The organism is Streptomyces coerulescens (assembly GCF_042657965.1).
Classification (GTDB): domain Bacteria; phylum Actinomycetota; class Actinomycetes; order Streptomycetales; family Streptomycetaceae; genus Streptomyces; species Streptomyces coerulescens.
The window spans coordinates 377,153-401,852 of sequence record NZ_JBHSKM010000044.1; the positions used below are offsets into that span (position 1 = coordinate 377,153).

Here is a 24,700-nt window from a genome sequence, read left to right on the forward strand (position 1 = left end):
CGTGCGAATCCGAACCGCGTTGCCACAATGGGAACTTGAGCAACCAATCATTGCCTGGAATGGAATAATGCCGGTGAGCAGCCCAATCCCGAACCTCGACGCAAATCTCGCCGTCGCCCTCGACGCCCTGCTGACCGAGCAGAGCGTCACTCGTGCCGCCGCGCGGCTGCACACCTCCCCCGCGGCCATGAGCCGCACCCTGTCCCGGCTGCGCCGGGTGCTTCACGATCCGCTGCTGGTGCGGGCCGGGCAGGCGATGGTGCCCACGCCCCGCGCCGAGGCGCTGCGGGACGAGGCCGCCTCGGTGGTGCGGCGGTTGGAGGCGCTGCTCACCCCGAGCGGCGGGATCGACCCCGCCGCACTGCGCCGCACCTTCACCGTCCAGGCCTCGGACTTGGTCGGCGCGGCGCTGGCGCCGGGTCTCCTCGGACTGGCCCGGCGCCGGGCGCCGGGCGTCTCGTTGCGGATGCTGGCCGAGGAGTGGGAGGCCGGTCCCGCGCTGCGTGAGGGCCGGATCGATCTGGAAATCGGGTCCATCGACCACGTCGACCCGGAGACCCGGGTCGAGGAGCTGGTCACGCTGCGGATGGCCGCCGCTGTCAGAGCCGGGCATCCGCTCGCCGAAGGAACCCTGACCGCCGCGCGGTTGGCCGCGGCCGAGCACGTGGTGGTCAGCCGCCGGGGACGCTTCACCGGCCCGTTGGACGCGGCCCTGGCCGAGCAAGCGCTGAGCCGACGGGTCAGCGCCGTACTGCCCGGGCATCTCGCGGCGATGGCGCTGGCCGCGGCCGGCGACGTGGTCTGTCTGGTGCCGACGTCCCTGCCGGGCGAGCCCCCTTCACCACTCAGCGACGCGGCGCTCACGCTGGGACTGCACCTGCTGGACATCCCGCTGCCGCTGCCACCACTGACGATCGGCATGGCCTGGCACCCACGCCACAGCGCCGACGGCGCCCACCAGTGGCTGCGCGGCGCCGTGCGCCGGGTGCTGTGTCCGGCCCCGGGGGAATAACCCACGACTCGGGTACGCCCACTTCCGACCCCTCGGACACAGCCGCGAACCCGAACGAGGCCACGGGCCGGAGCGGTCGGCAGCCGCCTGACGTGACCAGAGTTCAGCGACCGGTGACCCCTCGGCGCATCCTGCCGCATCCGAGTGGGCCGGGGTGTCGGCGACGACGAGTCCGACGTCACCTTGGCGTGTCGCCGGAGCAGGCCTGTTGCGTTGGGGCACCGTCGTTGTCATGACAACGAACACCCGGTGCGCATCCGCGGCGCCGGCCTGGGAGACGGTGCGGCTGCCCGGTGCTGCCTTCCTGATGGAATCCGGGATCTTCTCTCCGGAGGAGCGTCCAATGCGCCCCGTGCTCGACGGCAGCCTCTGGGTGCACGAGCATGGCACCGGCCGGGCGGGTCGCCGGCCGCAGCGGCGCGATACGGCACCGCAGCAGCACCGCTTCGCCGGCCGACCGGTCTGCCCGTGCGCAGCCGGCAGACGGCCGTGACGCCCGGGAGCGGCTGATCCATGGTCCTCGACCTGGTTGTGATCGGTATGGCCATCACCCTGGGGCCGTTGCACAACAGCGCCTTCATCCTGCTGCTCTCCTCACAGCGCGGCGTCCGCCTGGGCCTGGCATTCCTGTTGTCGTGGCTGGCCAACCTGATCGCAGTGATCGCTGTCGTGGTGCTGCTGACCGGCGGTCAGCCCCCCGCCCATCACAGCGCGCCGTCGACCGCCGCGATCGTTGTGAAACTCGCCATCGGCCTGACGCTGGTGCTGTACGGCGCATACCGGCACCACCGACCACCCCGCCCGCACAACCCGCCTCGCTGGACCGCCCGGCTCGACGACGTCTCCCCCATCACGGCGGCCGGCCTGGCTTGGGTGGTGCAGCCCTGGGCCCTGGTCGGCGCCGGCGCCGCGACCGCCGTCGACGCCGACCTCTCCACCCTCTCCGACTGGCTCGCACTGAGCGGCTACTGCCTGCTGGCCACCCTCAGCCTCATCGTCATGGAGCTGTACGTGGTCTGGGCGCCCGCGGTCGCGAACGCCCGGCTCAACGCCCTGCGGACCTGGCTGGAGCAGCACCAGGAGCAACTGATCGTCGCGCTCTCCCTGATCCTGGGCCTGTGGCTGACGGCTCGGAGCATCGCCGAGTTGGTCAACTGACGCCGACAGCCCTGGTGGCACACTCCGATACGCGTGCCCTGTGCGGGTCACCCGACTACTGGTCGCGGTCCAGTCCTGCTGTGGCGGGGTCCGCTACCTCGTGCTCCGCGGCAGGCTCTGGGTGACGCGCCACAGCCGGCGCGGCAGTTCACCCTCCTCGAAGGCGTGAACCTCGTGGAGTGTCCAGCCGTCGGCGAGGGCGTCGACCAGGGGGCGGTCGAAGAAGTGCACGGCGAAGCCGCCGTGTTCGAAGATGTCGTCCCCGCGGGCGGTGCCGGCACCGTAGTGGGCGTCGCCGGTGTGCCGGACGGTGTAGACGAGGACACCGCCGGGCCGCAGCACGCGGCGCACCTCGCCGACCAGCGCGTGGATCTCCTTCGTGGACAGGGCCATGCACAGCAGCATGTGCGCGAAGACCGCGTCCATGGAGCCGTCCGGCAGCGGCAGGGGGTGGCGCACGTCGTGCACCACGGTGGTCATCCGTTCCGCCACCCCCATCCGCCGGGCGGCGTCGCGCGACTGCTCCAGGCCCGTGACGGAGAAGTCTGCGGCCTGGACGGAGAAGCCTTCACGAGCGAAGTGCAACGCGTCCCGGCCGTGGCCGGCGCCGAGTTCGAGCACGTCCCGGGCGCCTGCGGCACGGAAGACCGCGGCAGCGTGGACGGCCGGCGCCGACGGCTCGGCCCCGTACATGCCGGGGTGAGCGGCGTAGGTGTCCTGCCAGTGCTCCCGCTGGGCATCGGCCAAGTCCCGCTCGTCGTCTGTCACAGCTCCTCGCACTCCCCTTCCGGTGATCGAAGCGTAGGCCGAAAGCCCGACCCGAACATAGTCCACCGTTTCCTGAATTCAGGATTCTATGTATCGTGATGGCTGTGCTGACCGTTGCCTCCGACATCGACGTGCTGGTCCGCTTCGGCCGCGCGCTCGCCGACCCGATCCGCTGCCGGATCCTGCTCGCCCTGCGCCGGGCACCGGCCTATCCCGCAGACCTCGCCGACGCCCTCGGCGTCTCCCGCACCCGCCTGTCCAACCACCTCGCGTGCCTACGGGACTGCGGGTTGGTCGTCACCGTGCCCGACGGCCGCCGGACCCGCTACGAACTCGCCGACGAACGGCTCGGCCACGCCCTGGACGACCTGCGCACGGCAGTGGTGGCCGTGGAGACCGACCGCACCTGCGTCGAAGCCGACGACAAGGGGTGCTGCTGATGGCCGCGATGTCCCTAGGGCCCTCACCGGCCCGCCGCGACGTCCTCACCAAGCGCATACGGCTGCTGGTGACGGCCACGATCACCTACAACGTCGTCGAGGCGGTCGTCGCCATCACCGCCGGCACCCTCGCCTCCTCCACCGCTCTCATCGGCTTCGGACTGGACTCCGTCATCGAGGTCTCCTCCGCCGCCGCGGTCGCCTGGCAGTTCTCCGCGGCCGACCACGCCGTACGGGAGGCACGCGAGCAGCGCACCCTGCGGATCATCGCGATCTCGTTCTTCGCCCTCGCCGCCTACGTCGCCGTCGACGCCGTCCGCGCCCTGTCGGGCACCGGCGAAGCCGAACGGTCCATCCCCGGCATCGTGCTCGCCGCCCTGTCCCTGGCGGTCATGCCGTTCCTGTCCGCCGCCCAGCGCGATGCCGGGCGCGAACTCGGCTCCGCATCCGCGGTCGCCGACTCCAAGCAGACCCTGCTGTGCACGTACCTGTCGGCCGTGCTCCTGGCCGGGCTGGTCCTCAACGCCACCCTCGGCTGGTCCTGGGCCGACCCGATCGCCGCCCTCGCGATCGCCGCCATCGCCGTCAAGGAAGGCCGCGATGCCTGGCAGGGCAAGGGCTGCTGCGCACCGTCCACAGCCACCATGGCACCCAGGCCCGCCGCCGACGCCCACGCATGCGGCTGCCGGCCGGGCTGTGACTGCTGCTGAGTAGTCGGTGGTCACCGAGCTGAGACGCCCTTCAGAGGCGGGCCACCGCCGTTGTCGCCGACGGTGCCGCCAAATAGGCGGTGCGGGTCACTGTTCTTGGGCGTTCCTGGAACGGGCTTGACGTTCCGGTTCGGTGTCGGACGCGGTGAGAGACCAGCTCGCGAGGAGATCCAGGGCCCTTTTCGAGGGTGATCCGGGGTCTGTGGTGTAGATGAACAGGGTGGTGTCGGGGTCTCCGGGCAGGGTGAGGGTCTCGTATTCGACGGTCAGTTCGCCGACGAGGGGGTGGCGGAGGCGTTTGGAGCCGTGAGTGCGCTGGTGGACGCGGTGTTGCTCCCACCACTGGTCGAATTCCTGGCTGTGTCGGCGCAATTCTTCGACCAGGGCGGTCGTGGCCTGGTCGTCGGGGTCACGGCCGACCTCGAATCGCAGGCTTTCGACGGCGGCCCGCGCCTGGACCTCCCAGTCCACGAACAGGGAGCGGGCGTCGTCGTCGAGGAACATCCAGCGTGCGTAGTTGCGGTGTCGCGGAGGCAGCTGTTCGAAGTCGGTGAACAGCGCTTTGGCCATCCGGTTCGCGGCAAGGACGTCGGTGCGGCGTCCCAGGACGAGGGCGGGCTCGCCGTCGAGGGCGTCCAGGAGCTGATACAGGCCGGGGCGGACACGCTGGACACCGCGGGGGCGTCGGGCCTGCGCCGTGGTCCCTCCGATGAGGTCCCGTAGGTGTGCGCGTCCCGCGGTGTCGAGTCCGAGGGCGTGACCGAGGGCTTCGACGACGGCGGGTGAGGGTGTGATGCGCCTGCCCTGTTCGAGACGGGTGTAGTAGTCGGTCGACACCCCGGCCAGGAAGGCGACCTCCTCGCGGCGCAGGCCGGGGACGCGGCGCACGCGGCCGTCCGGAGGGAGCCCCGCTCGCGACGGGTCGCCCTGGCTGCGAGCACGTTTCAGGAAGTCAGCCAGTTCACGGTTGGTCTTCGCCACACACATCAGTGTCGCTGACGCCGGGTGTTCCTGGCTGGCCCTGCGAGTCCTAGGTTGCCTCGTCCGCGGCATCGCAGGGCGCGATATGCGCCTCCACGGCCGGGTGTGGCGATCCACGCTGGATGCATGCCGACCCGGGGCGACCGCCCAGGGCGGCCTCGCACTAGCGAAGGGCGATCATGGCTTTCCCGAAAGACCGATCCGCGATCTGGTTCGTGACGGGTACCTCCCGCGGCCTGGGGCTGGAGTTGGTCAAGCAGCTGCTGGAGCGCGGTGACCGTGTCGCGGCGACGACACGATCGTCCGAGCGGCTGCTCGCGGCGCTCGGTGACGGCGTCGACACATCGCGTCTTTACCCGCTCACCGTCGATCTGCGTGACGAGACGCAGGTGAAGCAGGCCGTACAGAAGACTGTCGAGCGCTTCGGCGGACTGGACGTCGTCGTGAACAACGCGGGCTATGGATTCCTGGCCGCGGTGGAGGAGACCAGCGACCGCGAGGTCCGCGACATGCTCGACGTCCAGGTCGTCGGCGTGTGGAACGTGCTGCGCGCCGCGGTGCCGGTGCTGCGCGAGCAGCGCGGCGGCCACGTCGTGAACGTGTCGTCGGTCCTGGGCCTGACCGCCGTACCGGGCTGGGCGCTGTACTGCGCGGGCAAGTTCGCGCTGGAGGGCCTGAGCGAGGCGCTGGCGGCCGAGGTGGCGGACTTCGGTGTCGACGTGACCATCGTCGAGCCCGGCTACTTCCGCACCGACTTCCTCGCCCAGGACTCGCTCGCGCTGCCGGCCGGCACCACGGTGCACTACCCGGGCATCCGCGAGATGGTCGACAACCACCTCAAGCTCCAGGGCGCCCAGCTCGGCGACCCGGTCAAGGGCGCCGCCTCGATCATCGACCGCGTCGTGGCCGGTGAAGGCCCGCTGCGCCAGGTGCTCGGTTCGGACTCGCACGCCTACGCCACCGCCAAGGTCCAGGCGCTGCTGGCGAACCTGGACGCCACCGCGGACACCGCGCCCGCCACCGACTTCCCCACCGACTCCTGAGAACCACCGTCTCCCGAGACCACCAGCCGTCTCCCGAGACCACCAGCCGTCTCCCGAGACCAGTCGAAACATCACAGAGGAGAGCTGCCCCATGAGTAAGGTCCTGATCGTCATGTCGGCTGCCGATGTCTGGGAGCGCACCGACGGCTCGGCGTACCCGACCGGCTACTGGGCCGAGGAACTGGCCGCCCCGCACGAGAAGTTCGTCGAAGCCGGCTACACCGTCGATTTCGCCTCCCCACGAGGGGTGCTCCAACCGCTCGACAAGCACAGCGCCGACCCGGAGATCGCCGGAGCGGACTGCGCCCGTCACGTGGCGCACGCCGAGAAGGCACTGCGGGAGTTCGGCCCCCTGCTGAAGCTCGACGAGGTCGACATCAACGACTACGTCGCGGTCGTCCTCCCCGGGGGCCACGGTCCGGTCGTCGACCTCCACCAGGACGCTGACCTCGGCCGTCTGCTGATCGAGGCGAACGCGTCCGGGAAGCTCATCGGAGCCGTCTGTCACGGCCCGGCCGCCCTGCTCAGCGCCGTCGACTCGCAGGGCCACTGGATCTTCGCCGGACGTGAGATGACGTCGTTCACCGACGAGGAGGAACGGCTGTTCGGCACGGCCGAAGGCGCCCCGTGGCTGCTCGGCGCCCGGCTGCGGGAGCTGGGAGCGGTCTACTCCGGCGGTCTTGCCTGGCAGCAGTTCAACGTGCGCGCCGGCAACCTGTTCACCGGCCAGAACCCGGCCTCCAGCGCCCCCATGGCGGAGGACATGATCGCCGCGCTCGCCTGACCTCGTCACGGCAGCTACGCGTCCGGGTCCCTGCCGGTGTCGCTCCTTCTGTCCCCGCTGACCAAAGGGAGCGACACCGACCTCGGGCCCCGCCCGCCCTCAACCATGTTCAACCCAGAAGGAAGAGCTCCGTGGAAACAACCACCCTGCCGCAGCACGACGTCATCGGCCACGTGGAGAAGGGGGTGCTCATCGGCGGCCGGTGGCGGTCCTCCACCGGGGGCGCAACGTTCCCGGTGGAGAACCCTGCCAGTGGCGGGACGCTGTGCGAGGTGGCCGACTCCGTCCCGGTGGACGCGCTGGCTGCACTGGATGCCGCGAGCACGGCACAGGTCGGCTGGGCGGCGGTCCCCCCGCGTCGCCGCGGGGAGATCCTCCGTCGCGCTCACGATCTTCTGATCGAGCGCATCGAGGAGTTCGCGCTGCTGATCACCCTGGAGATGGGCAAGTCACTGGCCGAATCACGGGCGGAGGTCCGCTACGGCGCGAGCTATCTACGCTGGTTCGGCGAGGAGGCCGTCCGGATCGACGGCACCTGGAAGGTCAGCGAGGACGGCACTGCCCGGGTTCTGGTCACCCGTCAGCCAGTGGGCCCGTGCCTGCTGATCACCCCCTGGAACGCGCCGCTGGCGATGCCGGCCCGCAAGATCGGACCTGCTGTGGCGGCCGGCTGCACCATGATCGTCAAGCCGGCGGCACAGACACCGCTCACGACAGCCGCGCTCGCCGGTGTGCTCACGGAGGCGGGCCTGCCCGACGGTGTCCTCAACGTCATCCCCACCACTCAGGCGGGCACGGTCACCGAGCCCCTGATTCGGGACGGCAGGCTGCGCAAGCTGTCCTTCACCGGGTCCACCCCCGTCGGCCGCCTCCTGCTCTCGCAGGCGGCCGGCACCGTGCTGCGGACCTCCATGGAGCTCGGTGGCAACGCCCCGTTCGTCGTCTGTGAGGACGCCGACCTCGATGCCGCGGTCGACGGCGCGATGACCGCGAAGCTGCGCAACATCGGAGAGGCGTGCATCGCCGCCAACCGCTTCCTCGTCCACGCCGACATCGCCGAGGAATTCACCCTGAGGCTGGTCGCACGTATGGACACGCTCGCCGTCGGAGCGGGCACCGACCCCTCCACCGATCTCGGACCGCTGATCGACGAACGCCAGCGTCGCCGGGTCGCCGACCTGGTCGACGCCACGGTCGCCGCCGGCGCGCGGGTACGGGCAGGCGCTCTGGTGCCGGACGGTCCGGGCTACTTCTACCCCCCGACCGTCCTGACCGGCATTCCCTCAGGCGCCCGGATCACACGCGAGGAGATCTTCGGCCCGGTTGCCGCGATCCAGACCTTCACCACCGAGGAAGAAGCACTCCGCGCGGCCAACGACACCGAGTTCGGCCTCGTCAGCTACCTCTATACCCGAGACCTGAACCGGGCCCTGCGCATGAGCGAGCAGCTCGAATCCGGCATGGTGGGCCTCAACCGTGGATATGTGTCCGACCCCAGCGCCCCGTTCGGCGGCATGAAGCAGTCCGGCATCGGCCGTGAGGGCGGCAACACCGGAATCGACGAGTACCTGGAACAGAAGTACCTCGCCATCGACATGACACCTCCCGCAGAGCGGACCCCGCCCAGTCGGCCGGAGGCATCGGAGACCGTCCGATGAGCAGCAGCACCGTCTTCGACTCCCTGCTCTTCAGGGACATGTTCGGCACCGCCGAGATGCGTGCCGTTTTCAGTGACGAGACGTATCTGGAGACGGTTGTCCGGGTCGAAGTGGCCCTGGCACGGGCGCAGGCCCGTGTCGGGATCATTCCCCGGAGCGCGGCGGACGCCATCGCCGCGTGCTGCGACCCCGCACGACTCGACCGCGAGCGGCTGCGCCGCGACACCGACATCGTCGGATACCCGATCCTGCCGCTCGTCACCCAACTCGCCGCCCAGTGCGGCGACGCCGGCGGCTACCTGCACTGGGGCGCGACCACGCAGGACATCATGGACACCACGACCGTCCTTCAGTGCGCCCGGGGCCTGAACCTGATCGCCGACGCACTCGACCGTCTGCGGGACGAGTTGCGACAACTGGGAGACCGGCACCTCGACACCGTCACCGCCGGCCGGACTCACCTCCAGCATGCCCTGCCCATCACGTTCGGATATCGCGTCGCGGTATGGCTGTCGGCTTTGGACCGCCACGCCGAGCGGCTGACCGCCGTGCGGCGACGCGATCTGATGGTTCAGTTCGGAGGAGCCGCCGGCACCCTGGCCTCCCTCGGGCCCGGCCCCGACGCCCTGCGCGTCCGCGCCGAACTGGCGGCGGAACTCGGCCTGCGGGACCCCGAGATCACCTGGCATGTCGCGCGGGACGGGCTCACCGAGATCGTCGGTCTCCTAGCTGCCGTCGGCGCGTCCATCGGCAAGATCGGCATGGACGTCGCCATGATGTGCGCGACCGAGTTCGGGGAGCTGGCCGAGCCCTACGTGGAGGGACGCGGCGCGAGTTCCACCATGCCGCAGAAACGCAACCCCATCTCCAGCGAACTCATGATCGCTGCCGCGAAGCTCCTGCGCGACAAGTCCTCCGCCATGCTGGACGCGACGATGCAGGACTTCGAGCGCGCCACCGGGCCCTGGCACATCGAATGGGCCGTCATCCCCGAGGCGTTCCTGCTCCTGTCGTCCTCCCTCGCCCAGGCCACCCAGACGCTGGCGAACCTCCAGGTCGACACCGTCCGCATGCGCGACAACCTCGACCTGACCGGAGGGCTCGTCCTCGCAGAAGCCGTGATGATGGCCCTCGCGCCCGACCTCGGCCGTCAGCGAGCCCACCACATCGTCTACGACGCATGCACCCGTGCCACGGAATCCGGGACCGATCTCGCCGACGAACTCCTCAGACAGCCGGACATCGTCGCAAGCCTCGGTGAACACCGTATCCGGCAGCTGAGCGACCCCTCCGCCTACCTCGGCAGCGCTCAGACCATGACACACACCGTCACACACCGCCTATCGCAGGTTGCCGAAGGACAGACACCGCTGAATGACCTTCATTGAGCGTCCAAAGGCAACAGGGCCCAGGCAAACGAGAGTTAACGCCGCGGGCCACGTCGCGGCGTTCGGCAGGACGACCGCAGCGGGTGAGCAGCCGACGAGCTGTGGGTGCTGTTTCGGCGAGTGGTGCCGCCGACGGAAGTGATACGTCCGCAGGGTGGAGGACGGCGCCGGGCAGGTGATCGTGAGGCCCTGGCAGCGATCATCTTCGTGACGACATCGGGCTGCACCTGGCGGCAGCTTCCGCCAGTCTTCGGTCCGAGCCGGCAGACGGTCTACCGAAGGTTCGCCCAGTGGAGCCGCAACGGGTCTGGGCCCGGCTCCACCGCGTGACCCTCGACAAAGTCGGAGTTCGAGGCGAACTGGGCTCGTCGCGATGCGCCATCGCTTCCGTCAGCCTGCGAGTCACAAAAAAGGGCGGGCGGCGACGGGACCCAACCCGACCGACCCAGGCAGTTGGGATCGAAGATCCACCTGATCACGGACGGGAACGGGCTGCCGCTGTCCGTGGGCGCCTCAGGCGCGAAAACATGCACGACAGCCAGGGCCTGGAGCCGCTCGTGCGCGGCATCCCGCCCGTCCGGTCTCGCCGCGGGCCCCGGCGCCGTCGGGCCACGAATTTGCACGCGGGCAAGGGCTACGACTGCGACCACCTGCGTCGTTGGCTTCGCGGGCGCGGAATCCGCTACCCATCCGCTGGCAAGGGCCGTGAGTCCTGCCAGCGGCTGGGCCGCTACCGCTGGGCGGTCGAGAGAACCGTGTCCTGGCCGGCCTGCTACCGACGCCTGCACCGACGCTACGAAGGCAGAACTGAGCACTTCCTCGCGTTCGTTGCCATCGCCGCGGCGCTCATCGGGTACCGCCGCCTCAGCAGGTGAGTCCGGCCAACCGTACAGCTGCTGGCCGTGCCCGCGTTGTCAGCGCCAGCCCGTAAAGTGCGCTCACCATCTCGAAGGAGGAACTGCCGTGGGGTTCTCGGGTCACCTGGTCTTTGCTCGCAGCAGCCGCCCTCTGCTGGAAGCCCCCGTGTTCGACAACCTCGACGAAGAACTCAAGGCAACCGTGCACGCCTGGGAGTCACGGCCGGGTGGCTGGCAGACGCTCCAGCTTGATTCCGGGACATGGGACGAAGCGGATCTGCCCGCTCTGGTCGAGTGGAGCAGGGCACCGGCCTGCGTCGCCGAGGTCTCCGACAGCTCCCTTGCTCTCGTGGCTGGGCTGAACACCGCCGGAGAGCGCTGGCAGGCATGGCTCAACCTCGATAACGCTGCCAGGCTTCTGACAGAGGAGCCCGAAGACCTCGAAGATCAACTTCTGTGGCTGGACACGCCTGAGTTCCATGAAGCCGTCAGGTACAAGCGCGCGGAGCTCGACGCCGAGATACCCACCGACGCCGGGGGCGCCATTGCTTGGACCGCAGCCGCCGGCATCCCCGTCGCACCGCAAAAAGCCGAGATTGAAGAGCTGCTTCGCTCACACGAAACCTTCGCAGAAGACCTCTTCAGCACGCTGCTCGACCGGCTGGGCTTCCCCCAGGCCACTTAAGCCACGCCTGAACCATAAGAAGCGACGTCTGACCGCCTCAACCCCGAGCGCCGTGCCCCGCCCTCTCCAGCGGGGCACGGCGCTCGCTCGTCTGCGACAAGGGAGACCCGGTTCATGGCCCACATCACCGTCCGAGTCGAGCCCCGTCACGATGCGAGGTGAAGCCGTCCGGCCAGCCCCGCGACCCCGCCTCCGGGTGTCGGGGCGGCCGGAGGGGTGCTGTTCAGGCCCGTGACCTGTCCGGCCGCGATTTCGTCTAAGTGTGGGCCGACCGTGTGCACCCGAAGGTCCGGCTCGGCCAGGCGCACTCCTGCGTGCCGGTCCTGCTCGGGGTGCGAGTGGACGCCGCCAAGGAACTGATCGCACTCGAGGAGGGCTTGCGTGAGTCGACCGAGTCGTGGGCCGAGCTGCTGCGCGACTGTCGTCGCCGTGGCATGCGCGACCCCGAACTGGTCGTCGGCGACGGCGCGATGGGCCTGTGGAAGGCCCTGGCCGAAGTGTTCCCCGCCGCCCGCCATCAGCGGTGCTGGCTCCACAAGGCCCGTAGTGTCTCGAACGCCCTGCCGAAGTCCGCGCAGCCGGGCGCAACGAAGGCGATGCAGGAGATCTACAACACCGAGGACCGCGCGCACGCCGAGCAGGGGATCGAGGCGTTCGCGAAGAGCTACGGCGCGAAGTGGCCCAAGGCCGTCGCGAAGATCACCGACGACCGGGAGGAGCTGCTGGCGTTCTACGACTTCCCGGCCGAGCACTGGATCCACCTGAGGACCACGAACCCCATCGAGTCGACGTTCTCCACCGTCAAGCTGCGGACCGAGGTCACCTGCGGCGCCGGAAGCCCGGCGGCCGCGCTCGCCATGGTGTTCAAGTTCGTCGAGTCCCCCCAGGACCGCTGGCGCGCGATCACCGGCGCCCACACCTGGTCCCCTGGTCCGCGCAGGCGCCCGGTGCGACAGCGGCGTCCTGATCGAGCCCCAGGAGGGCACCGCCGCCTGACTTCAGGCAACCGTCGGCGATTACACGGTCAAGCCCGCGACAGGAACGTGATCACGAGGCAAGCTACCTGAATGAGATCTCGAACTGGTGGCATGTGGTGGGGAACGACGATCGAGGCACCCGACCCTGGCCGCTTGGCGAGGTTCTACGCCGAACTCCTCGGTTGGCACATCGGACACGAGGAGCCGGGAACGGCCATCGTCGCCGCTTCCCCGCAGGGACCGTTCTTCGTGTTCCAGCAGGCGGACGGCTATCGGGCCCCAGTGTGGCCACCAGCCGACGGGGAACAGCGTCCCATGATGCACTTCGACTTCCAGGTCGGCGATCTGGACTCGGCGGTCGCCGAGGCAGTCGCCTTGGGCGCTACCGCCGCGGAGTTCCAGCCGCAGAAGAACGTTCGAGTACTGTTCGACCCCGCCGGACACCCCTTCTGCCTTTGTCTCGACGAGGCATGAGGGCCATGTCCGACGCGGATCAGAGCCGGACGGTGGAGCCATTTGGCACGGTTGCTGAGCTGCCCATTGTGACGGGAGTGCGAGCGCAGAACACATCGCTTCATTCTGTTAGCCGTTGTAAATGGGTTCAGGTGCTCACGTCCAGTGCAGTCACGACGTCCTGCCCCCTTCGAGCATGCGCTCAAGGCGATCGAAACGCTCGTGCACCGAGTGAGCCACCTCCGCGTACGCCTGCTCCACCGCTTGCTCCGCTTGGTGCAGGCGCCGGTGCCGGCGTTCCTCGTCCCGTCCCACGAACCAAGTCGCAAGGGCCGCGGTGACCATCCCGTAGGCCGTGATCCCGACGACCATCACCACCACCGCGATCAGCCGGCCCCACAGCGTCACCGGATAGAAGTCGCCGTAACCGACCGTCGTGGCGGTCTCCACCGACCACCACAGCGCACGCGGATACGAGGTCAGCCGCGCCCCAGGTGTCCCCCGCTCGGCGGACACCACGAGGCTCGAGCCCACCAGGATCACCATGACGAGGACGACCGTCGCGACGCCGGCCGCCTTGAAATGCAGCGAACGCCCCTGACGGCCCAACAGCAGCTCGACCATCCGGGCCAGGAAACGGGGAAACATGTCCCGCATCCTGCGCCCAGCCCGAGCCGGCTCCACGAGAACGCGCCGCGCGGCTACGAACCCCGACCCGAACAGCGGTCCCGGTCGCTGTGCCGCAGCCCTCGCACGCGCATCAGCGCGCGAGAGGGCCTGCCCCAGGCCGCGTAGGGGACTCGGCCGAGCACTTCTGCCCTGCGCCAAGGCGGTGGGCCACCACGACCGACCACAAGCTGACCGGCAACCGCTATCTGACGACCGCCTCCGGCTACTTCCTCCTCGGCGGCGCCTTCGCGCTGCTGATACGGACCGAACTCGCGTGCCCCGGAACGCAGTTGTTCAGCAAGCCCGTCCGTGTACGCCGACTGACCGAGGCGACGGGCTCGCACGGCAGCCGACTGCGGCGTCCGCATCAACGTGAAGATCGCCTCCGGGACAACCTTCTCATTCCCCCTCCACCGCCCGGCCCTTCGGGTCTACGCTGGCCTGCACCGGGGACAGCTTGACGGGACGGGGGGCGACCATGGCTGATCAGTACGCTCCTTCGCTCGTACGGATCGAGACCGTCGAGACCGATGGGAACGGCTCCCGTCAGATCAGCAACAGGACGCGCCGCTCCGCCCCGCTCGCCGAGCGTGCCGACGAGGTGCGGGAAGCCATCCAGCAGGCGACAGTCCTCGCCCAGGACTCTCTGGCCCAGGTGCCCGAGCGGCACGGCTGGGCGGTCAGCAGTGTGCAAGTCGCCTTCGGCCTGACGCTGGCTGCCGAGGCAGGCGTCATCCTCTCGAAGGCGTCGGCGGAGGCGTCTCTCGAGGTGACGCTCACTGTGGAGCGGGCAGACGCCGCGCTATGAGCGCAGAGTCGTATGCGGATGCGTACTGGGTGCGGATCCACGAGGGTGAGCTGCACTTGGGTGCCGGGTTCCTGGTCACGCGGGGCTTTGTCCTGACCGCGCTGCACGTCCTGTCGGCGGCCTCCGGCGACGACGTACGTCTGGATCTGCACCTGCCGGACGGACAGCGGGTCCCGGGACGGCTCTGCGACCGGATCGAGGACTCGGACCTCGCGCTCATCGCGGTCCTCGACGCCCACGCGTACGACCTCCCGCTCGCCCCGCCCACCGACCGTCCGCGGCCGGACGTGGCATGGCTCGGCAACTATCGTCCGCCGGACACGAAGACCGCGCTGAGCGGGCAGGTCACCCACGCACCGATCACTCATCGCAGCGACGCGCACGGCGAGTTCACGGGGCTGCAGATGACCGTCGCCCAGCTGGTGCACGACTTCGCGGGCTATTCCGGCAGCCCGGTGCACGCCGTCCCCGCCGACGCGGGACCGGATGAACGGCCCGTCGTGGGCATCCTCATGGAGCAGGAGCTCAGCCGAGCGGACGGCTCCCGGGACACGAACGTGGTGTTCGCGGCATCCGTACAGCACGCCGCCGAGCGGTTTCCGTACTTCGACGTCGGTCATCTGCGCGATGTGGTGGCCGGGAAGCCGGCGGTCCTGCCGGGCCCTAGACCCCCGGCCGAGCCCCGCCGGGACCCGCCGACCCTGGATGTCGAGGGGTACTTGAGGAGGATCCGGCAGTTGCTGGACGACGGCCTCATCACGCCGGACGATGCTGCGCGAAGTCGTGATCGGGCGCTTCGTGCGCTGGACGACGAGTTGCTGGGCGGGGCTTCAGGTGACTGAGCCCACCGCGCCGGACTGGGCGCAGCGGATCGGCGCCGCCGAGCGGGCGGTACGGGGCGAGCACGGATCGCTGGACGCACTGCGCGCCCACCTCACGACGCTGCCCGGCGACCAGAGGCTTCTCCTCACCCCTGACGACGCACAGCAATTCACCTACCTGGTCACGCTGTTGCGCGAGCTGGGGCTGGCCGAAGAGCTCGCCGCGGCGTTGGACCTGGCCGCGGAATGGATCGATGCCTCGCGCGTGGGGCCGACATACCGGTGCTTGGTGCACAACCGGCTTGCCGCGGCCCTCATCGACGAGGGCGGCTCCTACCTCGACCATGCCCTGACCGCGCTGGAGTCGGCGCTGGACGCCGCGGACACCCCGGTCGAGAAGGCTCACACCCACACGAACCTCGCCCTGTGCGCCGCCGGCCAGGGCAAGTGGCGGGCCGCCGAGTCGCACGCCCGGCAGGGGAAGGAAATCGGCCACTCGCTGCCGGCGTCCGGGCCCCGGCTCAACGTACTCCTGCGCACCACCTCCGTCCTCTTCCGGTCCGCGGGCCGCGCCGGGGACGACGCGCGTGTCCGGCAACTGGCCCAGGACCTCGAAGAGCTGTGCCGACAGCAGATGGAGCGGCTGGGGGACGACCATCCCCGGTCCCTGGAAGCCCTGGTCCTGATGGCTTCGGCCCGGCATGAAACCGCCGCGTTGGACGGCGACTTGAATGGTATGGAGCGGCTCGTCGACGTCCTCGCGGTGGCGGCCCAGCGCGCGTCGACCACGCTGGGGCTACGGCATCCGCAGGCCAACGCGGTACGCAAGGCCCTCGCCCACACGCACGAGGTCACGGCCCGGGCCCGCGCCGGCCTGGCCACCGCACCACGGTCCTCTACCCCGGAACGCCACGCGAATCCCGGTCTCGTCCTCGAACTGCTCGTCCACGGCATCGAGGGCGCGACGCCCGAACGGACGCTCGCCGACCCGCGCGTCGTGCAGATCGCCGGTGACGAGATCGCGGCGCTTCACCGCAGGGCCGAGGACGCGGACGCGGAGCAGCGACCGCACGACTATCAGGGACGCACCGTGCCTGAGACCTACAGTTGGGGGCCGCTCGCGCCGGGCCGGCCCGGTCAGGTGCTGTGGTTCCTGCTGCTCCCCTTCATGCTGGTGAACCTCGCCCACTGGATGCGCCCGCCCGCCCTTGGCCACGAGCTCACCATCAGACTGCACTCCCTTCTGATCAGGCTCGCGGGGCTCAGCCTGACGGTGATGGTGGTGGCGGCCGTCTGCGAGCTCTCCCTGGACCTCGTCGCCTGGCAGTGCGCGGGCCAGGCCGCCTGCGCCCGCGGCCAGAGCTTCTGGCTGGGTTTCCTCTCGGCGGAGTCCGGCTGGTGGGGGCAACCCGGTCGCCGTCTCGCCGTGGGCTCGCTTCTGCCGTGCGCGCTCATCTATCTGCTGTGGCGGCTGTCCCGGCAGACGTGGAACGCGTTCGAGTCCCAGCAGCCGCTGGCCCACCCCCCGAGCGAGTCCGACTATGGGGAGGCGTACGAGATGCCCGCCCTCTCGAGGCCGGGCTTCTGGTACGGCAGACGCCTCCTGGCCAGGCTCAACTCGACGCACACCATCGCCGGGCTGTGCACGGTCGCCATGTTGCTCGTAGCGGCGCCCTACCGCTACGACCGGCAGGCCGGCGGACCGGTCGCCCTCGCCGCGTGCGGCGAGCTACTCAGCGCGATGATCTTCAACTTCGGCGCCGTCGCGGTCTGGGGGGTCTGTCGTCGGGGCCGCTCCGAGGGCCGGATCGACCGCCGCCTGGACCCGATGTTCACCCGAGCCGTCCCCGTCGCGGCCGCACTCGTCGTGCTGTGCCTCCTGTACGCCCTGTGGTCCCGGCCCGGCTGGCGGTCGGCGGGACGGCTGCCGAGCGGTGAACTCATCTACGGCGGACTGCTGTTGACGCAAGGCACGATCGTGGTGGCGCTCGCCGTGGCCGGGACGGTGCTGTTCCGCAGTGCTCGCGACCCGCGCATCCTGTTGCGGGGGCTCGCCCCGGCGACCGCCGTGACGCTCGCCTTCTCCCTCTACAACATGATGTCCGCCGGCGCCGTACAGGGGCTCGCGGACTGGCTGGGCAACTACGGCAAGCCGGGCACCGAGGGCGGCTCGATCGCGGGCCCCCCTCCCCTGGTCACCTGGCAGATGTCCGCCATCCCGGTGCTGCTTGCCGTACTGCTGGCTCTCGCCGGTGTGTTGCGCCTCCAACTCCGCAGAATCGAGCGGCGGTTGCTCACCTACGTGCAGGCCGACTATCCGGGCGAAGGCCACGACCCGCTGCGCACGCGCCGGATCACCACCGCCCGGGCGCGCGCCCGCATCACGGACTCGATCCCCATGATGCTGAGCACCACGGCCACGGCCGTGCTGCTGCTGAGCGTGGCCTCCCTGGTGGGGGCGTTCGTCACCGGCGCCCCGCCGGGTGACGCGGGAACCGGGCTGCCGGAGCCCCTGCTGGAACTGAGCCAGGCGCTGAAGGGGATCGGGTCCTGGCTGATCGCCGTCGGGGTCGTCGTTTTCCTCAACTCCAGCCGCCGGGCCTCCCGTGCACCCACATCCCGCAGCCTCCTCGGCATCGTGTGGGACCTGGGTACCTTCTGGCCCCGGGCCGCCCACCCGTTCGCGCGGCTCAGCTACTCGGAGCGGGCCGTCCCCGATCTCACCTGGCGGATGTCCACGTGGTGCCGGTCGACGGGCGGCCGGGTCCTGGTGTCAGCCCATTCCCAGGGCAGTGTGCTCGCGGCCGCAGCCATCTGGCAGCTTCCCCCGTCCGAACGCCGCCGTGTCCGACTGCTCACCTACGGCTCACCGTTGGAGCGCCTGTACGGACGGCTGTTCCCTGCTTTCTTCGGGCAGCGGGAGCTGCGGGCCCTGCACCGCGAGGTGCACAGCTGGCGCAATCTGTGGCGGGCCACCGATCCCATCGGTGGCCCGGTGTTCCTCGCGGCGCAGCCGGACGGCCCCGTAGTCGACGTTCAGCTGAAGGACCCCCTCACCTTCGGCCGGAGCGTCGAGTACCCACTGCCCGCGCCGATCCGGGGGCACACCGACTACGACGCCGATCCGACGTTCGCCATGGAACACGAGCGCATGACAGCGTCGGCGTTCCCGGAGCGCAGCGCCCTGCGCCCCACCGCACACCCGACCGGACGCAGGCCGCTCCCCGGATGACGCGGCCGGAAAGCGGCAAGTTGGAGCTGCCGACCTCATCCCTGTCAAGATCGGTACCTGGACGGCTCGCCATTGCACTGACCGGACAGGCTGGCCCGTAGTTGGTCTCGGCGTACTGCGGCCGACGGCACAGGGAGCCTGGCGGTGGAAGGTGATGCCATGAGCGCGCGGCTCCCTGTCCTTCGGATCGGTGCTACTCCTGTCCGGGGACTGTCATCTCGCCAAGGAGCGACCAGTCGTCCTGGGGAATCGTCGTGTTGACGATGCGCGGCGTCTCGACCAGATGGGGCGGCAGTGTCTGCTGGGCGGCCTTGAAGTGTGCGGACTGTACATGCGCGCCCGCGGCCTCGTCGTCGCGGAAGGCCTCGACGAGGACGTACTCGGTCGGCTCGTCCACGCTGCGCGACCAGTCGAACCACAGGCAGCCGGGTTCGGCGCGCGTCGCCCGGGTGAAGTCCGCGGTGACCTCGGGCCAGCTGTCGGCGTGCTCGGGGCGGACCCGGAACTTGGCGGTGATGAAGATCATGAGATTCCTTCGCTGATGTTTGTGCGCCCCGGCATCGCACGGGCGTTGTGTGTGTACGGCACTGGCAGCACGGCGTGCTCGTCCTGGCGGCGCCGACGCGCCGACCCCGCAGCGCCGGACGCGTCGCGAGCAAGGCGTACGGACCGTCACGGGCGGAGTACCAGCCGGCCGTCGGCGTACGGAAGGGCCTTTGCGCGCGGCAGATGCACCAGAACACTCTCGCTGAGCGGGACTCCGTCCTCTCGTGGTGTTTTGGCCCTGACAGACTGCCCGGCAACCTCGACCTCGAGCACGCGTTGCGCGCCGTGGTCGCTGACGCTCCGCAGCCGGCCCGGGAAGGTGTTGGGGCCGGGATCCGCGACGATCTTGACATATTCGGGCCGCACACCCACCTGAACCTCGGTCGTGCTCCGAGGGATGTCCCAGGCGACGGACAGCGGCCGGCCACCGAGCGCGAAGGGGCCGTCGCCTCGGTCCACGGTCAGGAAGTTCATCGCCGGTGAGCCGATGAAGTAGCCGACATAGGTGGAGGAGGGCGCCTCGAACAGCTGCTCAGGGGTGCCTTGCTGCACGGCCCGGCCGTCCTTCATGACGAGCAGTTCCTGCGCGAAGCTCATCGCCTCGTACTGATCGTGCGTCACATAGATCACCGTGGGCCGGAACTGCTCGGTGATCTCCCGGATCCTGCGCCGCAGCGAGTGCTTCAGCTGCGGGTCGATCACGGTGAGCGGCTCGTCCATCAGGACGGCTGCCACGTCGTCGCGGACGAGGCCGCGGCCGAGTGAGATCAGCTGCTTGTCGTCGGCGGTGAGCCCACGGGCGGGATGCCTCAGCCGGTCGTGCAGGTCCAGGGCCTCGGCGACCTGCCGGACCTTGGTGTCGATCTTGGCCTTGTCCCAGCGCCGGCACTGCAGCGGGAAGGCGAGGTTGTCGTAGACCGTCATCGACTTGTAGATGACGGGGAACTGGAAGACCTGGGCGATGTTGCGCGCCTTCGTGGGCAGGGCGGTGACGTCGACGCCGTCGAACAGCACCCGTCCCCGGGATGGTCTGACCAGGCCGGACAGGATGTTCAGCAGCGTCGTCTTGCCGCAGCCCGAGGGCCCGACCAGCGCATAGGTCTTGCCGGATTCGAAGGTCAGCTTCAGCGGCTTGAGAGCCCACCGCTCCTCCTCGGCGCCGGGCGTGTACGCGTGCCCGACGTCGACGATGTCCAACTGCGCCATATCAACGGCCTTCCACTGAAGCGAGATCGTATGAAGGAGTCCGCACGAGCGTCCCCTGCTCGTCGAAGGCGAACAGCCGGTCGGGACGCAGCCGAAGTCTGACCAGGTCGCCGAGGGCGACGTCGTGGATGCCTTCGATCTGTACGACGAAGGGGGTCTCGCCGACGACCACATGGACGAAGGTCTCGGAGCCGGAGATCTCGACGAAGGTCACTTCGCCCTCGACACCGACGTCGGCCAGGCTGACGTCGGTGGCCCGGAGGCCGAACTGGTAGGCGCCGTCAGGCAGGTCGGCCAGGTGCGCGGAGGTGTGCGTGGCCTGGAAGCCGGCCACCGTGACCTGGCCGGCCTCGAGCCGGCCCGCGAAGATGTTCATGGGCGGGTCGTTGATGATGGACGCCACGGTGGTGGTCGCCGGGCGTTCGAAGACGTCCTGCGGGGTGCCGGTCTGGAGGATCCGCCCCTCGTGCATGACCAGGACCACGTCCCCGAGCATCATCGCCTCGGCGGGTTCGGTGGTCGTGTAGATGACGATCGTGTCTCCCTGGTCCGAGAAGAGGGCCTTGAACTCGTCACGCAACTGTTCGCGCAACTTGTAGTCCAGGTTCGCCAGGGGCTCGTCGAGCAGGAGGATGCCGGTCCCGCGGGCCAGGGCACGGGCCATCGCGACGCGCTGCTGCTGGCCGCCGGAAAGCTGGGAGGGCCTGCGCTTCTCGAAGTCCGCGAGGCCCACGCTCGCCAGGCTGTGCCGGACCCGCCGCCGGATCTCGTCCCGTGACAGGCCGGCCCGCTTCAACGGGAAGGCCACGTTGTCGAAGACGTTGAGATGCGGGTAGTTGATGAACTGCTGGTAGACCATGGCGGTGTCGCGCCGCCACACCGGCGTCTTCAGGAAGTCGGCTCCCGCCCGGGTCAGCGAGCCGGAGTCCACTTTCTGCAGGCCGGCCAGGGCCCGAAGGAGCGTCGTCTTCCCGGCCATCGTCCGGCCGATGACGGTGTGGAGCCGTCCCGGCCGGAAGGTGGCGGTCACGTTGTCGAGATGGTCGACACCGTCGACGGTCAGGCACAGATCGGTGGCACTGAGGTTCATCGGACCGCTCCCGACAGGTTCCCCTTGGACAGCAGGCGCTCCACCCACAGGGCGAGCAGGATCAGCGGTGCCACGCCGAAGAGCGCGGCGGCGGACAGCGTCCACCACGGTGGAATGGAGGAGTTGAGGGCGACGACCGCCTGGGGCAGGGTCTGGACCTCGGTGAAGGTCAGCCGGAAGGCGAAGAAGAAGTCGTTCCAGCCGAACACGGCGCAGAACATCGCCGCCACGGTCAGTCCGGGCAAGGAGTTCGGCAGGATCGCCCGTACGAAGGTCTGGAACGGGGGACAGCCGTCCAGCATCGCCATCTCGTCGATCTCCCGGGGAATGCCGTTGAAGAAGTCCACCATCACCCAGACCGCGATCGGCAGCAGCAGCGCGACGGTCACGATGACCAGGCCCGGGATGGTGTCCAGGAGGCCTCCCCACTGCAGGAGGTAGAAGAAGGGGATCACCAGGACGACGGGCGGCATGATCCGCTGGGAGACGAAGAAGAAGACGATGTCGCTGTTCTTGATGAAGCCCAGCTTGAACCGGTACCGGGACAGCGCGTAGGCGGCCAGGGATCCCAGCGCCAGGCTGATGGCGGAGGCGGCGATGGTGACGACGGCGCTGTTGATGAACGGGTCGATCACATCGACGCCGCCCGCTCCGCCGAAGATGTTGCGCCAGCCGGTGAGGGTGGGCTCGTACTGCGCCCAGGGGAGGTAAGTCGGGCCGCCCTGGACGGCGTTGGCGCTCTTGAAGCTGGTCGTCATCGCCCAGAAGAACGGTCCCGCGACGAAGCAGGCCCACAGGGCGATCACGATGTACTTGAACACAGGGTAAAGGCGCGACCTCATGAGCCACCCTTCAGCTTGAAAGCCCTGGTGAGCAGGGCGGCGACGACCGTCAGCGTGACGATCATCAGGACGAGGTAAGTGAGGGACATCGCCCCGCTGTAGCCGGTCTGCTGATCTCTGAGCCCCTGGATGTAGAGGTAGTAACCCGGGGTCTCCGTGGAGGACCCCGGCCCGCCGGAGGTCAGGACGTAGACGCTGTCGGAGAGCTTGGATGCCTCGATCAGCCGGATGACGACCGCCGCGACCGAGACCGGTGCCATCAGCGGGAAGGTCACCTTCCAGAAGGTGCGCCAGGTGCCGGCGCCGTCGATCGCCGCGGCCATGAACGGTTCCTTGGGAAGGCTGAGCAGGCCGGCGAGCAGCAACAGGAACATGAAAGGGGTCCACTGCCAGACCTCGACGGTCATCAGCGCGAACAGGGCCGGGCCGGACTCGGTGAGCCAGGGGACCGTCGACAGGCCCAGCATTCCCAGCAGGTCGTTCACCGGTCCGAGCGACTCATGGAAGATCGTCTGCCAGATGGCGGCCATCACCACGGGCGTGGTCATCATGGGGACGAGGAAGAGCACCCGCCAGAATCTGCGGCCGCGTACGTCGCGCCAGACCAGCAGGGCCATGCCGAAGCCGATGAGGTACTGGATCAGGACCGTGCCGCCCGCCAGCAGGATCAGCCGGGTGATGGAGGCCCAGAAGCGGCTGTCGTGCAGCATCGCGGTGTAGTTGGCCCCTCCGATGAAGTCCATCTGAGGGTTGCTGACGTTCCAGCCGGAGAAGCTGACGCGGATGGTGAACAGCAGCGGGAAAATGATGATCAGGAAGAGCGTGAGCAGTCCCGGCAGCAGGAACATGCTCTTGTGCCGGCGCAGGCCGTCCATGGTTCTCCTTGCGGAAGCGGGCGGGAGACCCCGGGTGGCCGGCCGGTACGGTCCGGCGACCCGGGGTGCCCTGCGTTCGGATCAGGACTCGTCCTCGAGCGCCACCACGTTGCGGTAGGCGCCGCGGACCTTGTCCTTGCCGATCTGGTCGGTGATCTTGGCCCATTCCCCGGCCACGCCGTCCAGGGCCCGCTGCGGGGACTCCTGGCCCGCCACCGCCGCGGCGACTCCGTTGGCCAGCGCGGACATGTACTGGTTGACGCCGGGGACGCGCAGGTCGAAGACGCGGTTGGGGTTCTCCTCCATGCCGGAGAGCGTGTTCACGTACGCCTCGGCGACCTCCTTGTCCCAGCCCTGCTTCTGCCAGAACTCCGGGTCGAAGTGGGAGATGCGGTAGGGGTTGACGCCGAAACGTCCGATGGTCAGATCGAGAGCGGTGTTGGCCTCGTTGCTGAAGAAGCACAAGTAGTCGAAGGCCATCTCCTGATGGCTGGAAGCCTTCGCCACCGCGGAGGTCCATCCCCAGGTGAAGTAGGCCGCCTGGTTCGCCTTCTTGTCCCACGACTTCGTCGTGCGGTTGTAGACCTCCGCGGAGCCCGGCAGCGGCGCCGCCTCAACCGTGTTGCGGATCTTGCTGTCCGGCTGCTGGGCCTGGATGAAGGCGTCGTCCCAGGAATAGGACATCAGCGTCTGACCGCCTCCGAAGGAGAAGATCTCGTCTCCCAGCCCGAAGTTGGCGCCGCCGGGTGCCCAGGTGGACTTGGCCTTGACCATGTCCTCCAGGGCGCGCACGAAGCCGGGCGTGTTGATCAGCGGCTTCATCGTCTCGACGTCGAAGAAGACACCGCCCTTGACGTCCGGGTTCTTCACGTACGGCGCCGCCCGGCTGACGAATGCGGAGAAGGTCAGGTCGTCGCGCTTGGTGACCTCGGCGCTGCCGTAGTTGGACTTGCCGTCGCCGTCGACGTCCTTGCCGCTGAAGAACTGGGCCACTTCCTGGTATTCGGCCCACGTTTCGGGTATCCGGAGCTCCTTGCCCGTGGCCTTCGCGTACTGTGCCCGCCACTTGGGGTCCTTCAGCACATCGGTCCGGACCTTGAGGTAGTGCCGGTCACCGTCCACCGGGTACTGCACGACCTTCCCGTCCCAGGTCGCCACGTCCATGTAGGCCGCGGTGACATCCTGCATGCCGGTGGTGTTGAGGTACTTCTCCGGCACCGGTGCCAGGTACGGGGCCATGTCGCCGATCCACAGGGACGGGTAGAACATGACGTCGTAGGCCGGCTGGCCCGCCTGGAGGGGCGTGAGGATCTTCTGGTGCAGCTCGCCGAAGGGGACGTTGACCACCTCGACCTTCCCGCCGGTGATCTCCTCGAACTGCTTGGCGTGCAGTTGCGTCGGCTCACCGATGACCGGGACGGCATGGCTGATGATCTTCAGTGTCTGTCCGGAGTAGTCCTTGCGGCTGATCGACTCGTAGCTGCAGGAGCCGGGGACGTCTCTGACCTTGGTCGCCGGGTAGTTCTTGCCGTACTTCTGGTAGCTGATCTGCGAGCCGGACTTGAAGAGCGCGGCCTTTTCCTTGGGCTTGTGCTGTGCTTCGTTCTGGGCGGTGCACGCGGTGGCGGTCAGGACCGCGACGGCCGCGACGGCGACCAGGCCCGGGTACGGTCTGCTGCGCATGGGGCTTCTCCTGC

The 24,700-nt window shown here is 69.1% G+C and carries 23 protein-coding genes and 2 pseudogenes; 16 read left to right on the top strand and 9 right to left on the bottom strand.

What is annotated here, in order from left to right:
* The first annotated feature begins 67 nt into the window (after positions 1–67).
* The 3 genes from ACFPQ9_RS39070 to ACFPQ9_RS39080 all read left to right on the top strand — a co-directional run bounded on the left by ACFPQ9_RS39070 (position 68) and on the right by ACFPQ9_RS39080 (position 2,170).
* Positions 68–1,012, top strand: coding sequence for a LysR family transcriptional regulator (locus ACFPQ9_RS39070; protein ID WP_380864042.1), 945 nt, complete (start codon positions 68–70; stop codon positions 1,010–1,012).
* 232 nt (positions 1,013–1,244) lie between these two features.
* Positions 1,245–1,505, top strand: coding sequence for a hypothetical protein (locus ACFPQ9_RS39075; protein WP_380864044.1), 261 nt, complete (start codon positions 1,245–1,247; stop codon positions 1,503–1,505).
* 20 nt (positions 1,506–1,525) lie between these two features.
* Positions 1,526–2,170: a GAP family protein gene (locus tag ACFPQ9_RS39080; RefSeq protein ID WP_380864047.1), complete on the top strand. Its 645-nt coding sequence runs from the start codon at positions 1,526–1,528 to the stop codon at positions 2,168–2,170.
* 93 nt (positions 2,171–2,263) lie between these two features.
* On the opposite strand, the gene ACFPQ9_RS39085 is transcribed toward ACFPQ9_RS39080, so the two are convergent.
* Positions 2,264–2,938, bottom strand: a complete 675-nt coding sequence (locus ACFPQ9_RS39085; protein ID WP_380864050.1) for a class I SAM-dependent methyltransferase — start codon at positions 2,936–2,938, stop codon at positions 2,264–2,266.
* Positions 2,939–3,042: 104 nt separating this feature from the next.
* On the opposite strand from ACFPQ9_RS39085, the gene ACFPQ9_RS39090 reads away from it, so the two are divergent.
* Both ACFPQ9_RS39090 and ACFPQ9_RS39095 read left to right on the top strand, forming a co-directional pair.
* Positions 3,043–3,378 carry an ArsR/SmtB family transcription factor gene (locus ACFPQ9_RS39090; protein ID WP_380864053.1) on the top strand — a complete coding sequence of 112 codons (336 nt, stop codon included), beginning with the start codon at positions 3,043–3,045 and terminating at the stop codon, positions 3,376–3,378.
* Positions 3,378–4,088, top strand: a complete 711-nt coding sequence (locus tag ACFPQ9_RS39095; RefSeq protein WP_380864056.1) for a cation efflux transmembrane domain-containing protein — start codon at positions 3,378–3,380, stop codon at positions 4,086–4,088. Before ACFPQ9_RS39090 ends, ACFPQ9_RS39095 begins: the two co-directional genes overlap by 1 nt.
* 87 nt (positions 4,089–4,175) lie before the next feature.
* Here the strand turns inward: ACFPQ9_RS39095 and ACFPQ9_RS39100 are convergent, their stop codons facing one another.
* Positions 4,176–5,069 carry a helix-turn-helix transcriptional regulator gene (locus ACFPQ9_RS39100; protein ID WP_380864059.1) on the bottom strand — a complete coding sequence of 298 codons (894 nt, stop codon included), beginning with the start codon at positions 5,067–5,069 and terminating at the stop codon, positions 4,176–4,178.
* A 179-nt stretch (positions 5,070–5,248) separates the two neighbouring features.
* Here ACFPQ9_RS39100 and ACFPQ9_RS39105 point away from each other — a divergent pair, with 179 nt between their 5' ends.
* The 8 genes and pseudogenes from ACFPQ9_RS39105 to ACFPQ9_RS39140 all read left to right on the top strand — a co-directional run bounded on the left by ACFPQ9_RS39105 (position 5,249) and on the right by ACFPQ9_RS39140 (position 12,935).
* Positions 5,249–6,112 carry an SDR family oxidoreductase gene (locus ACFPQ9_RS39105; RefSeq protein ID WP_380864061.1) on the top strand — a complete coding sequence of 288 codons (864 nt, stop codon included), beginning with the start codon at positions 5,249–5,251 and terminating at the stop codon, positions 6,110–6,112.
* A 91-nt stretch (positions 6,113–6,203) separates the two neighbouring features.
* Positions 6,204–6,896 carry a type 1 glutamine amidotransferase domain-containing protein gene (locus tag ACFPQ9_RS39110; protein ID WP_380864064.1) on the top strand — a complete coding sequence of 231 codons (693 nt, stop codon included), beginning with the start codon at positions 6,204–6,206 and terminating at the stop codon, positions 6,894–6,896.
* Positions 6,897–7,027: 131 nt separating this feature from the next.
* Positions 7,028–8,554 carry an NAD-dependent succinate-semialdehyde dehydrogenase gene (locus ACFPQ9_RS39115; RefSeq protein ID WP_380864067.1) on the top strand — a complete coding sequence of 509 codons (1,527 nt, stop codon included), beginning with the start codon at positions 7,028–7,030 and terminating at the stop codon, positions 8,552–8,554.
* Entirely contained in the window at positions 8,551–9,942 is a 1,392-nt protein-coding gene (locus ACFPQ9_RS39120) for a class-II fumarase/aspartase family protein (RefSeq protein WP_380864069.1), read from the top strand. Before ACFPQ9_RS39115 ends, ACFPQ9_RS39120 begins: the two co-directional genes overlap by 4 nt.
* A gap of 99 nt (positions 9,943–10,041) precedes the next feature.
* Positions 10,042–10,817, top strand: a pseudogene (locus tag ACFPQ9_RS39125) (IS5 family transposase).
* An 88-nt stretch (positions 10,818–10,905) separates the two neighbouring features.
* Complete coding sequence (locus ACFPQ9_RS39130; RefSeq protein WP_380864071.1) at positions 10,906–11,484, top strand: hypothetical protein; 579 nt, start codon at positions 10,906–10,908, stop codon at positions 11,482–11,484.
* Positions 11,485–11,714: 230 nt separating this feature from the next.
* Positions 11,715–12,480, top strand: a pseudogene (locus ACFPQ9_RS39135) (IS256 family transposase); the annotation flags it as partial.
* A 92-nt stretch (positions 12,481–12,572) separates the two neighbouring features.
* Positions 12,573–12,935: a VOC family protein gene (locus ACFPQ9_RS39140; protein ID WP_380864408.1), complete on the top strand. Its 363-nt coding sequence runs from the start codon at positions 12,573–12,575 to the stop codon at positions 12,933–12,935.
* A 150-nt stretch (positions 12,936–13,085) separates the two neighbouring features.
* On the opposite strand, the gene ACFPQ9_RS39145 is transcribed toward ACFPQ9_RS39140, so the two are convergent.
* A complete protein-coding gene (locus ACFPQ9_RS39145) occupies positions 13,086–13,562 on the bottom strand; it encodes a potassium channel family protein (RefSeq protein ID WP_380864074.1) in 477 nt (158 codons plus the stop codon).
* Positions 13,563–14,061: 499 nt separating this feature from the next.
* Between ACFPQ9_RS39145 and ACFPQ9_RS39150 the strand changes: the two genes are divergently transcribed.
* Genes ACFPQ9_RS39150 through ACFPQ9_RS39160 form a run of 3 tightly spaced genes read left to right on the top strand, consistent with a single transcriptional unit; the run spans position 14,062 to position 18,444 of the window.
* Positions 14,062–14,391, top strand: coding sequence for a CU044_2847 family protein (locus ACFPQ9_RS39150; RefSeq protein WP_380864077.1), 330 nt, complete (start codon positions 14,062–14,064; stop codon positions 14,389–14,391).
* A complete protein-coding gene (locus ACFPQ9_RS39155) occupies positions 14,388–15,233 on the top strand; it encodes a S1 family peptidase (protein WP_380864080.1) in 846 nt (281 codons plus the stop codon). The genes ACFPQ9_RS39150 and ACFPQ9_RS39155 overlap by 4 nt, the downstream gene beginning before the upstream one ends.
* Positions 15,226–18,444: a hypothetical protein gene (locus ACFPQ9_RS39160; RefSeq protein WP_380864082.1), complete on the top strand. Its 3,219-nt coding sequence runs from the start codon at positions 15,226–15,228 to the stop codon at positions 18,442–18,444. The genes ACFPQ9_RS39155 and ACFPQ9_RS39160 overlap by 8 nt, the downstream gene beginning before the upstream one ends.
* A 193-nt stretch (positions 18,445–18,637) precedes the next feature.
* Here ACFPQ9_RS39160 and ACFPQ9_RS39165 read toward each other — a convergent pair whose 3' ends face one another.
* The 6 genes from ACFPQ9_RS39165 to ACFPQ9_RS39190 form a co-directional block, all read right to left on the bottom strand.
* Positions 18,638–18,970 carry a putative quinol monooxygenase gene (locus ACFPQ9_RS39165; protein WP_380864084.1) on the bottom strand — a complete coding sequence of 111 codons (333 nt, stop codon included), beginning with the start codon at positions 18,968–18,970 and terminating at the stop codon, positions 18,638–18,640.
* Positions 18,971–19,116: 146 nt separating this feature from the next.
* Positions 19,117–20,196, bottom strand: a complete 1,080-nt coding sequence (locus tag ACFPQ9_RS39170; protein ID WP_380864087.1) for an ABC transporter ATP-binding protein — start codon at positions 20,194–20,196, stop codon at positions 19,117–19,119.
* Between the two features lies 1 nt (position 20,197).
* Entirely contained in the window at positions 20,198–21,286 is a 1,089-nt protein-coding gene (locus ACFPQ9_RS39175; RefSeq protein ID WP_380864090.1) for an ABC transporter ATP-binding protein, read from the bottom strand.
* On the bottom strand, positions 21,283–22,128 hold the full coding sequence (locus ACFPQ9_RS39180; RefSeq protein WP_380864093.1) for a carbohydrate ABC transporter permease: 846 nt from the start codon (positions 22,126–22,128) through the stop codon (positions 21,283–21,285). The genes ACFPQ9_RS39175 and ACFPQ9_RS39180 overlap by 4 nt, the downstream gene beginning before the upstream one ends.
* Complete coding sequence (locus ACFPQ9_RS39185) at positions 22,125–23,003, bottom strand: carbohydrate ABC transporter permease (RefSeq protein ID WP_380864095.1); 879 nt, start codon at positions 23,001–23,003, stop codon at positions 22,125–22,127. The genes ACFPQ9_RS39180 and ACFPQ9_RS39185 overlap by 4 nt, the downstream gene beginning before the upstream one ends.
* A gap of 81 nt (positions 23,004–23,084) precedes the next feature.
* On the bottom strand, positions 23,085–24,686 hold the full coding sequence (locus ACFPQ9_RS39190; protein ID WP_380864098.1) for an ABC transporter substrate-binding protein: 1,602 nt from the start codon (positions 24,684–24,686) through the stop codon (positions 23,085–23,087).
* Positions 24,687–24,700 lie beyond the last annotated feature (14 nt).